General features: G+C 50.0%; 10 protein-coding genes. 1 reads left to right on the top strand and 9 read right to left on the bottom strand.

The annotated features are described in order from the left end of the window. Nucleotides 1-174 precede the first annotated feature (174 nt). A complete protein-coding gene (locus OXH16_21695) occupies nucleotides 175-882 on the top strand; it encodes a gamma-glutamyl-gamma-aminobutyrate hydrolase family protein (GenBank protein ID MCY3684025.1) in 708 nt (235 codons plus the stop codon). Here the strand turns inward: OXH16_21695 and OXH16_21690 are convergent. The 9 genes from OXH16_21690 to ftsW all read right to left on the bottom strand — a co-directional run bounded on the left by OXH16_21690 (nucleotide 871) and on the right by ftsW (nucleotide 10,733). Beyond that, nucleotides 871-1,275, bottom strand: a complete 405-nt coding sequence (locus tag OXH16_21690; GenBank protein MCY3684024.1) for a rhodanese-like domain-containing protein — start codon at nucleotides 1,273-1,275, stop codon at nucleotides 871-873. The genes OXH16_21695 and OXH16_21690 overlap by 12 nt on opposite strands. 33 nt (nucleotides 1,276-1,308) lie before the next feature. Then, nucleotides 1,309-2,850: a sulfatase-like hydrolase/transferase gene (locus OXH16_21685; protein MCY3684023.1), complete on the bottom strand. Its 1,542-nt coding sequence runs from the start codon at nucleotides 2,848-2,850 to the stop codon at nucleotides 1,309-1,311. A gap of 66 nt (nucleotides 2,851-2,916) precedes the next feature. Continuing rightward, on the bottom strand, nucleotides 2,917-3,837 hold the full coding sequence (locus tag OXH16_21680; protein MCY3684022.1) for a DMT family transporter: 921 nt from the start codon (nucleotides 3,835-3,837) through the stop codon (nucleotides 2,917-2,919). 9 nt (nucleotides 3,838-3,846) lie between these two features. After that, the gene (gene ftsZ, locus OXH16_21675) at nucleotides 3,847-5,064 is read right to left on the bottom strand and encodes a cell division protein FtsZ (GenBank protein ID MCY3684021.1); all 1,218 of its coding nucleotides are present in this window, start codon (nucleotides 5,062-5,064) and stop codon (nucleotides 3,847-3,849) included. Between the two features lie 81 nt (nucleotides 5,065-5,145). Next, nucleotides 5,146-6,366 carry a cell division protein FtsA gene (gene ftsA / locus OXH16_21670; protein MCY3684020.1) on the bottom strand — a complete coding sequence of 407 codons (1,221 nt, stop codon included), beginning with the start codon at nucleotides 6,364-6,366 and terminating at the stop codon, nucleotides 5,146-5,148. Nucleotides 6,367-6,391: 25 nt separating this feature from the next. Beyond that, nucleotides 6,392-7,210 (bottom strand): FtsQ-type POTRA domain-containing protein, encoded by an 819-nt coding sequence (locus tag OXH16_21665; GenBank protein ID MCY3684019.1) that lies wholly within the window; start codon nucleotides 7,208-7,210, stop codon nucleotides 6,392-6,394. A gap of 22 nt (nucleotides 7,211-7,232) precedes the next feature. Beyond that, nucleotides 7,233-8,150 carry a UDP-N-acetylmuramate dehydrogenase gene (gene murB / locus OXH16_21660; protein MCY3684018.1) on the bottom strand — a complete coding sequence of 306 codons (918 nt, stop codon included), beginning with the start codon at nucleotides 8,148-8,150 and terminating at the stop codon, nucleotides 7,233-7,235. 4 nt (nucleotides 8,151-8,154) lie between these two features. After that, nucleotides 8,155-9,516 (bottom strand): UDP-N-acetylmuramate--L-alanine ligase, encoded by a 1,362-nt coding sequence (gene murC, locus OXH16_21655; GenBank protein MCY3684017.1) that lies wholly within the window; start codon nucleotides 9,514-9,516, stop codon nucleotides 8,155-8,157. Nucleotides 9,517-9,527: 11 nt separating this feature from the next. Then, nucleotides 9,528-10,733, bottom strand: coding sequence for a putative lipid II flippase FtsW (ftsW, locus tag OXH16_21650; GenBank protein MCY3684016.1), 1,206 nt, complete (start codon nucleotides 10,731-10,733; stop codon nucleotides 9,528-9,530). Between the last annotated feature and the right edge of the window lie 30 nt (nucleotides 10,734-10,763).

The following is a 10,763-nucleotide window of genomic DNA, read 5'->3' as shown; positions in this document are numbered from 1 at the left end:
GAACGCAAGCAACTACTGTTGATCCCACAATCCCTGCTGAAGCAACAAGATTCTATAATCCCAATGCTTTAGATTTGGGAGTACGTCAATTTAACCTTGTTCTTCATTCCATGATGTTACATATTTGTGCATTCATCAAGCAAAAAGCGTTGCCTATTCTACCCAATTTTTAAAATGCCACGTCCGATAATCGGTATTACGACCAGCTTTCTTTCGAAAAGTAAACAGCAATCGCTCAATCACGAGTATGTGATTGCGGTAGAACGCGCGGGTGGTTGTCCTCTTATTCTGCCTATGACAGAGGAGCAGGAAACGCTCGCGCCGCTGTTTGCCCTGCTCAACGGCCTGATTATTACTGGCGGCCCTGGTATTACGCAGGGTCTGGTTGGCAAGTTGCCCAAAGACCTGCCCGAGGTTGCTCCCACGCGCTATGAAAATGATATTCGCGCTTTTGAGTACGCGCAAAAAAAACAGATGCCTGTTTTGGGCATCTGCTATGGCATGCAATTTATCAACGCTCAATTTGGCGGCACAATCTATGCCGATATTCAAATACAATGCGATGTCGATTCGCATTCACCCAGGCGCACAGAAGATCCCGTTTATCACGCGGTTTCACTTGATTCTAACTCTCATCTCTCGTCTATTCTGGGCAAGACCGAATGTACGACCAATAGCTTTCACCTGCAAGGACTCGAGGCGGTTGGCGGGGAGCTCAATATAAGTGCCCGCAGTGAAGATCGAGTCATAGAAGGTATCGAAACACCAGATGGTCGCATTATCGGTGTGCAATTCCATCCCGAAAAAATGCCCAATACGATTTTCGATCGCATCTTTGATCACTTGCTTAATCAAGCAGATAGCTATGCTCTAAACGCCTGATATTACTGGATATCCTTCCTCTTTCCAATAGGTAATCCCGCCGATCATTTCTTTTACGGAAAATCCCAAAGCACTCAATTTCACAGCGGCTTTTGTCGCGCCGTTACACCCAGGTCCCCAGCAGTACACTACGAGTAATCGGTCTTTGGGAAATTCAGCCATTCTCGCTTCGGTCATATCATTGTGATCAATGTGGATAGCCCCGGCAGCGTGACCGTTGAGATAGTCTTCTTTACTGCGCACATCAATAAGCGCGAAACTATCGATTCCATTTTCTATATCCGCATTCACGTCAAACGGATCGGTCTCACATCGCAACTTATATGAGAAGTATTCTTGTATCTTATCAGGGGAAGCTGATGGTGTTTCACAAACGCGAGAAAAAGCTGTCATTATAACCTCCAAAAAAATTAAGGTTTAACTATTCTACCGCGCAGGATAATCGTCAAAGTCTCGTGAGGGATCGTCGCTGATCACTTTGGACGCGTACAGAGGTGTATCGACTTCGACCAATTTGCCGTCGCCTCGCAGAATTTGATTGGGGGTGTGCATTTTAACCCGCGCTGGATATTTTGCGCGCAATTCAGCAGTTTGCTTTTCGCGGAGGGCTCCCACCTCGTCAAAGTCAAATCCATCCAGTACCGCTTCTCGCAATGCTTTTAAGTCGGCATTGTCGGGATCATGTTTTAGCAAATTGCGTTGCTCGTCGGGATCGGTTTCCATGTCGAAGGCGAGATCTTCACAGTCTCGAAATGCGATATACTTGTACTGTCTGGAACGAATCATCCGAAACTCTGTGCCTTTGCCCCAGCGGGGATTTGGCGATTCGGTAATCACGCCTGCGCGGTCATTGAGTGCGGAACTCGTTTCTCCTTTTAGAACATCGGTCAAATCCACACCATCTACCCCTTCTGGACAATTTAGACCCGCCAATCCACAAAGTGTGGGGAAGAGGTCCGCAAGGCTTACGGGTGTGCGTATTTCTCGCGTGTTCAGGCTACCGTTGCGGTGTTCGGGAAGCGAAAAGATGAAAGGCACGTGGGCGGCGGCTTCGTGCCATGTATTTTTCCACCATATTCCGTGTTCGCCCACCAGTTCTCCGTGATCGGATGTATATATAATGACTGTGTTGTCCAAAAATCCATCGCGGTTGAGCAAGGCCAGAAAATCCCCCAGAATTTCGTCCAGAAAATCGACCGCTGCAAAATAAGCTGCGCGCGCTTTCATCATTTCATCTTCGGCGATTTCTTCGGTCCGAAATCCCCTGATTGCGCCCACTGTCATCGGATGGTCGGCACTATCGCCGGTGCGGCGCACCCAGGGGGGCGTTACCCCTTCGGGATAATAGCGGTCGAAAAATCGCTTCGGAGCAGTTAGCGGGAAGTGCGGGCGGCTAAATGACGTATAGACCAGCCACGGCTTGTCGGGATTGGCATGGCGATGTTCGCGCAGCCACGCAAGCGATTCGCGTGCGATCATATTTTCTTGTAAGAGCGATTCGGGTACCTCGCTGATTCCCGCATCAACTGTGCGCGTCCGCAAACCATCTCCTGTTTTGTGCAATGGGTCGGGCTGATGGGAACAGGGACCACCGAAGTCGCCATAGGGCCGCGCGCCAAATCCGGCGTGTTGCAAAGATCCGCCCAAATGCGTTTTGCCCACGACCGCTGTTTCATACCCATTGGCCTGAAAATGACTGCCAAAAGTGGGCAAATCGGGATCTAAAATCGACCCATTGGTCCACGCGCCACACCGATGTGCGTGTCGTCCAGTTAGCATTGAAATACGGCTCGGAGTACACAGCGGCATCTGACAATAGGCCGCGTCAAAGTTGACGCCCTGTGCGATTAAGCCATCCAATGTGGGCGTGTGGCAGGGTTCACCACCTCGCTCACGGCTGCGTGCCGACAAAAAGCGAAAACTGTGTTCGTCACTGTGCAAAATCAGGATATTCGGACGTTCAGGCATAAACCCTCCTTGATCAGTTGTAGAATCGGATTAAACTAATGCCAAATCTGGCGTGTGTAAAGCGGTTCAGGTAACGGTATAGGGCTTTTTTTGTTGTACAATCAAGCCCGCGATGATCAACGTCAGTCCGACATAAGTGGAGGGAAATATGTCTTCTCCCACCAAAAAGTGGATAAAGACAAGAGATAAGAATGGAGATAAAAAGATCAAATTTCCGATTCTCGCCGTGTGATCAGTAAGCTTCATCGCCGACAACCACAGGACAAATGTGATGCCCATTTCAAATAATCCGACGTAAATAGCGCCACCTAATCCCTGTATATTGATCCGCATATCTGAAAATGTGATGCAGATTGTCAGCACAAAAGGCAATGCAAAAACAAAATTCAAAAACATTCCCACAACCGGGTCTCGCGTATCCCGTTTGTTGAAGATCCAGTACAGTGCCCACAAAAAGCTGCTGAAAAGAGCCAGTCCCACTCCCTGGGGATTGGAAAATCTAAATCCCATTATATCGCCCCGGGTAGAAATCACAAATACCCCGGCATAGCTCACTGTTCCGCCGATTACATCCCACAGGGTCAATTTTTGTTTCAAAAGGGGAATGGACAACAGGGCCAGTGCTATTGCCCAGGTGTAATTCAGAGGTTGTGCTTCTTGCGCAGGCAGCAGGTCGTAAGCACGCAGCAATACCAGATAGTAGGCACATGGATTGAGCAACCCCAATCCGAGGGATTGCAAATACTGCCGTCGCGTACACAAAAAAACCGCCGACCATTTGCCCTGAGCCACTATAATCAGGCCCAGAACAATGGACGACGCAAGGACGGCGTAGAACAAAAGTTGAATGGGATCTAAAACGCGTAGAGATAATTTAAATGCAGTGGCCGCCGTTGACCACAGAAAGACGGCAGAAATTGCGTAAAGATATGCCTGTTTTTGGGGGAGACGCAAGGGGGAGCTTACGTCTTGCGTCTTACGTCTCACGTTTTATTTTTATCCTTCCTTTTGTCTGCGAAGAAATGTGGGATATTGTAGATCGTTTAGGGATATGGTGTCGATTTTGGGTTTTTCTTCGGGTTTTTTCTCGGGTTTTTCCTCGAGTTTTTTCTCGGGTTCTTCCTCTGTATCAAGCTCAGTATTCTCAGATTCAATTTTGCGTATAAAGGCTGGAATATCTGTGCTAACAGTAGGCTCGGGTGTGAACTTCGAGTAAGAAATGCCTATATTGGGCTCATTGAGCTTCTGCGGTGAGTCGGTATTAAAGCCCGTGGCAATAACTGTGACGCGCATTTCGTCCCCGAGGTTATCATCGAGCACCGTACCCCATATAATATTGGCTTCGTGACCCACGGCATCGGTTATGAGATTCACAGCTTTATCCATTTCAAACAGCTTCAGTTCACTGCTGGCTGAAATATTCACCAGCACTCCCTGAGCGCCTGCAACAGATACATTGTCGAGCAATGGGCTATTCAATGCTTTTTCAGCTGCTGTAATCGCTCGATTTTCGCCAGAAGCTTCGGCTGTACCCATCAGCGCATCGCCGCCGGCTTGCATCACCGTACGCACGTCATTAAAGTCGAGATTCACCTCGCCGGGTATGGTGATCAAATCGGAAATACCCCGCGTGGCCTGCAATAAAATATCATCGGCGATGAGAAATGCCTCTGTCAGCGTTGTGTCTTCTGAACTGATTTCCAAAAGCCGCTGATTGGGAATAATAATCACTGTATCCGCAGATCTTTTCAAGGAATCAATACCCGCTTGAGCATTGCGCATGCGCGGCATGCCTTCCATTCTAAAAGGCAGACTCACAATGCCTACAGTGAGCGCGCCTACCTCACGGGCAATTTCAGCGACGGTGGGCGCTGCACCCGTGCCCGTGCCGCCACCCATGCCAGCGGTCACAAAAACCATATCGGATCCGGTCAATGCTTCGGCGACCTCGTCGCGATTTTCTTCAATGGCCTCTGCGCCAATTTCGGGATTGGCACCTGCGCCCAATCCCTTTGTGATATTGCGCCCAATTTGAATGCAATTAGGCGCCTGTGAAAGTTTGAGATCTTGTTCGTCGGTGTTGATGGCGATAAACTCAACGCCCTGCAATCCCGACACAATCATGCGATTGATCGCATTACCACCTGACCCCCCGACGCCTACGACCCGGATTTTGGCCTGGCTATCGGAGTCAACAATAGAAAAAGTTACCATGAGAACCTCCTGTTTGAAACACAGTGGAAATGGGTTGGCTATCAACTATTTAGAGCATAACGTTAGTAAAGATGCAACTCTTTAAAAAAAATCTCGAATCCAGTTTTTCATACGACCAAAAGTTGAATTGCGAAAAACGCCGTCATCGGCTATAAAATGGCCATTTTGGTGAAATAGCCCAAATTGTACCAGCCCAACAGCGGTGGCATAAAGCGGTTCGTTCACGGCATTGGCCCGTCCCGCTATTCCTCGGGGTTTGCCAATAGCCACGGGCAAGTCAAAAATTTCTTTGGCCAGTTCCGCACAACCCTGGAGCATTGCGCCTCCACCTGTGAGTACGATGCCCGCGCCCATTAAGTCGGCATAGTCGGTGCGGCGAATCTCCTGATTTATATGTCCAAAAATTTCTTCCATGCGGGCTTCAATAATCTCGGCCATTTTTGCCCGAGACACCGTGCGAGAAGGTCGTCCGGCAACCCCCTGCACTTCGACCATATCGTTGGGCTTGACCAGCGATTGTAATGCACAGCCGCTTTCTCGTTTCATGGCTTCGGCTTGTTTCCAGGGCGTGCGCAAACCAATAGCCATATCATTTGTCACATTTGACCCTCCCAATCCCACAACGGCTGTATGGCGAATAGCACCATCGTAAAACACCGCGAGATCAGTCGTGCCACCTCCTATATCGACCAGTGCCACGCCCATTTCCTCTTCGTCAGGTGTTAATACCGCATAACTCGAAGCAATGGGTTCGAGTACCAGATCTACCACCTCTACACCCGCGCGACGGATACTTTTGCAGATATTCTGCGCTGAAGTTACAGCACCAGTTACAATATGTACATCGACTTCGAGTCTCACACCCGACATGCCAATGGGGTCTTTAATACCGGGCTGCTCGTCAACCACAAAAGATTGCGGCAGCACGTGAACAATTTCCCGATCCATGGGAATAGATACTGCTTTGGCCGCTTCAATCGCGCGTTCTTCATCATTGGCCGTAATTTCATTGTCCGGTCCCGAAACGGCCACAACCGCCCGCGTATTCACGCTGCGTATATGATCTCCGGCAATGCCCGCATAAACAGCACCAATGCGCGTGCCCGACATTTCCTGCGCTTCTTCTATAGCTGTGCGGATAGATTGCACAGTTTTTTCCACATTGATCACCACTCCGCGCTTGAGGCCCTGGGAGGGACTGCTGCCCAGGCCCGTAATTTTGGGCGTGCCGTCATCTTCCACTTCAGCTACAACAACACAGATCTTGGTGGAGCCAATATCGAGTCCAACAATTCGATCCATCGTGTGAGGCCCTTTCACTGATGAACTACTGCCGCTTGCCCACAATTACCTGATCTCTATAGCGCAGATCAATATACGCGAGGTCTGTGCCAAGCCCAGAGGTGGCCTGAGTATAGGCGCGGAAATTCTGAATCTGCTTTTCGGGGTTTGCAAAACGCATTCTGAGGGCCAGATCATCAGCCACCAGATAAACCGTAGCAGAATGGGGATTGTCAGTACAAATTTCTGAAATTTCACGCCAAAACGCCGGTGTGTGGATTTGCAATTCCGTCACAAATTTCGCCAGAGCACTTGCCCAGGATCCATCCTTATCTCTTTGCAAATCAACACCTGTTAGAATGGGTAAATCTACCTGCGCAGCAGGAGACAGGGGGAAAATTTTGCCAGACTCATCCAACCCCATCAAACCATTGGGCGTGTTCAACAGCCCAACAGGCTGGCGTTCCTCGATACTAATGACGAGTGTTTCCGGTGGTTCTCTGTGTAGCAACACCTTTTTGACCATCGGGTGCTGTGCCACGCGTTCTGTTACAGATGTTATGTCACAGGCAAAAAGATTTGTACCCACCTGCAATTGCGAAAGATCTATGACTTCAGCTTCAGATATCAGGGCGTTGCCGAGGACCCGAATATGTGTCATGAGAAAGAAATCTGAATCCGCCAGCGATGAATAGGCATTTTGGATGCCCACACCCAGCAGGCTCATCAGTGTCATAACAATTACCCAGTGCGCGAGTTTTCGGGGCCGCTTCTGCGGTGCAGGGGCTGTGTACAGGGTCGTATTCACCGCATCCTGTATATTTTTAGACCTGTGAGATATGTAGATTGGTTTATACTCAGACATAAAATCCTCCTGAGAAAATTCGTTATTCACCCAATATTCTTACTTCTGTCTCCAATTCAATTTTGTGAATCTGGAAAACGCGCTTTTGAACCCGCGCGATTAGCGCGAGTACATCTTCGGTGGAATGTCCACCGAGGTTGACCATAAAATTGGCATGTACATCCGAAACTTTCACTGCTCCTATCGACATCCCTTTGCATCCGGCACTGTCGATGAGTGCTCCCGCAGAATACCCTGGTGGATTCTTAAAAATGCACCCTGAACTGCGGTTTGACAGCGGTTGTGTGTCTTTGCGTTCTGCCAACAGGCGATCCATCTCAGCGGCAATAATTTTGGGATCACCTTCTGCAAGTCGGAACCCGGCTTCGACAATAAGCAGATCAGCAGGCAAGTCTGTGTGTCGATATCCAAAAGAGATATCGGATTGCTCGAGGTAAATTTCTCGACCCGTTCTGAGATCAATACCGCACAACCAGTTCACGCGATCCATCGTTTCACCGCCCCAGGCACCGGCATTGCCCCATATTGCGCCGCCGATGGTGCCGGGAATCCCGCATCCAAATTCCAATCCTGTTTTGCCTGCCCGCTGGCATTGTCGAGATACTACCTGTGTGCTCGCGCCGGCTTGTATGACGCCTTCGTCATCTCCAATCTCAATGCGTCGCGCGCCCGCTGTAAGTGAAATGACCAGCCCGCGAAATCCGCTATCGCGCACGAGAGTATTTGTTCCTCCACCCAGCGGAAAGATCGGAAGTCTGGCATCTTTGATCAGGGGTACAGCAATGGCCAAATCGCTGAGATCGGCTGGCGAAAAAAAGAGGTCTGCTGTACCACCCAACCCAAATGTCGTGTGTTTGGCGAGGGATTCATCGCGCTTGAGCTTTCCCCTGCATTGGCGTTGAATCTCTCTCGCGAGCAGATCGCGTCGTGCATCGTTCATTGCCTTATATTTCTCTGAGCATTTGGTAAATATCGCTGGCAACTGTTTCAATATCTCCAGCACCCATAACCAGTAGCAGATCTCCAGCACGCAAGTCGTTTAATAATGCCGCTTTTAAATCATTTAGCGCAGGTGCGTAATTTGCTCCGGAAATCTGATCGGCAAGCCACTTCCCGTCAACGCCCGCAATGGGTTCTTCCCGCGCGGGATAAATATCGGTGATCCACACGCGATCGGCCCGTTGTAACACCCGGGCAAAATCGGGTGCAAAATCGCGCGTTCGGGTGTACAAATGCGGTTGAAAAGCGACTACAAGGCGACCGCGCCATCCCGCCCGCGCCGCCTGAAGTGTGGCAGCAATTTCTGTGGGGTGATGGGCGTAATCATCAATCACCGCGATACCCCGTGCTTTGCCGAGCATTTCAAATCGGCGATGAACACCTCGAAAGGCTTCGATACCACCACAAATTTCTTCCCAATTGAGGCCGACATACACACCAACCCCAAGTGCCGATAGAGCATTAGTTACATTGTGTTTGCCCGGTACTTGAAGGCGCGTACGCCCCAACCGCGTATTTTTTTCAAACACGTCAAAAGCCATCCCAAAACCGTCTTGTTCAATACTTGTTGCGCGAAGGTCGCCGTCTGTCAAACCGAAGGTCATTTTTTTGTATTGCCTATCGAGATTGAGCAGGCGTATCTCGGGAGAGTCAGCACACAACACAGCGCAGCCATCGCTGGGCAGGGTATTGATGAATTGTTCAAAAGTCGCGCGAATGTCGTTCATATCTTCGTAGCAGTCGAGGTGATCGGCTTCCAGTGCTGTTACCACAGCAATTTTGGGTCTTAATGTCAAAAAAGAGCGGTCGTATTCGTCGGCTTCTACCACCCAGAGCGCGCCATTGCCTATGTGCAACGCAGTTTCCCAGCCAGAAATCACACCCCCTACAAGAGCCGTTGGGTCATAGCCAGCGGCGATGAGCATGGTCGTGATCATTGCCGTTGTAGTGGTCTTGCCATGCGTGCCCGCCACGCATATCGCGGGATGTGGATTCACAAGTTGACCGAGCAATTCGGCGCGGCGCAACAGGGGAATGCCTTTTTCACGCGCAGCTTTTCTTTCGGGATTCTCAGAATCCGTCGCCGATGTGTAAACGACGCAGTCGGCTCCAGCAATGGCATCGCGCGCATGTCCAATTCTCACGGAAATACCGAGTTGTTCCAAACGCCGGATGAGCGGTGAATCCTGCCGGTCAGAACCCGATATGAGGCATCCACGTGCGGCGAGCAATTCGGCCAACGCGCTCATGCTTATGCCGCCAATGCCGATAAAATGCACTCGGGTTCCAGCGTCGAATGAGACCATTTTGAAATCGTTCAACGTCGGGGAATGATGAGGTGATGTTGTTTATACATCGCGTGCCGGGGAACGGTTTGCGATGTAGCAGGTGAGTGACGGGTTCTATGTCGAGTACTCGTCCGTCCAATGCCAATGAGCACACCTGTCGCGGAGAGTGTAAACATCAAGGATGAACCACCGTAGCTGATAAAGGGAAGGGGAAGTCCCGTGACAGGCAGCAACCCGGTAGCCACACCCATGTTGATCAGAGCATAAATCAGAATCGAAATCGTAATGCCAGAAGCGAATAGAAATCCAAAGGTGTCGGGAGCTATGCGGGCAATGCGAAATCCGCACCTCCCAAATATTAAAAATAAAATTAAAACGAGCATGGTGCCCCACAAACCGAGCTCTTCGCCCACAATGCTAAATACAAAATCAGTATGGGGCTCGGGCAGAAAGAAATATTTTTGCTGCCCCTGTCCCAGGCCCGTGCCCCAAAATCCACCACTGCCCAGGGCGAGAAGGGATTGCGCGAGATGATAGCCCGTATTTTGCACATCATCGCTGGGAAATATAAACGTCATCACGCGCTCGCGGCGATATCCAAAAACAAAAACAATCACATACAGAACAGGCAAAAGACCTGCAAACGTCGCCATGAGGTGTCGCAATCGCACACCGCCCAGATAGAGCATCAATGCACAGGTCACGCCAATTGCCATCGCCGTGCCCAAATCGGGTTGTATCAAAATCATCACCATTGCCGTGCCGATTACCACGACATGGGGTAAAAAGCCCGATTTGAAATTGTCAATTACATCCTGGCGGCGCGTCAGGGAATCGGCCAGGTAAAGCACCAGAACTACGCGCATCATGTCGGCGGGTTGAAATTGCCCACCTGGCAATGGTATCCAGCGATATGCACCTCGCACCTTGCCAATGCCAAATAGCTTGAGGATGAGGACCACGAGCAAAAAAGCAAAAGCTATCGCCAGCATCAAACGCGCCTGTTTGCGCCAGACGCGATAATCTATGTGAATCAGCAGAACCATCACAACCAAACTGATGGCCATGCGAATGGCCCAGCGGTTGAGAAAAAAATTGCCATCGTCAAATCGCAGTTGCGCCAATCCAGAACTGGCACTATACATCACTACCGTGCCAAAGCCCACCAACATAACCACAATGAGCAGCAACAAAATCCAGGTTCGATCATATCTTTGTTCGTTTGTCAGTGTCATGAAGAAGTAAGGAGTGAGAGGGCCACCTCA

This window comes from Gemmatimonadota bacterium, from assembly GCA_026705765.1.
GTDB lineage: Bacteria > Latescibacterota > UBA2968 > UBA2968 > UBA2968 > VXRD01.
The sequence above is the reverse complement of the archived record's forward strand: the minus strand, read 5'-3'. Positions and strand labels throughout refer to the sequence as shown.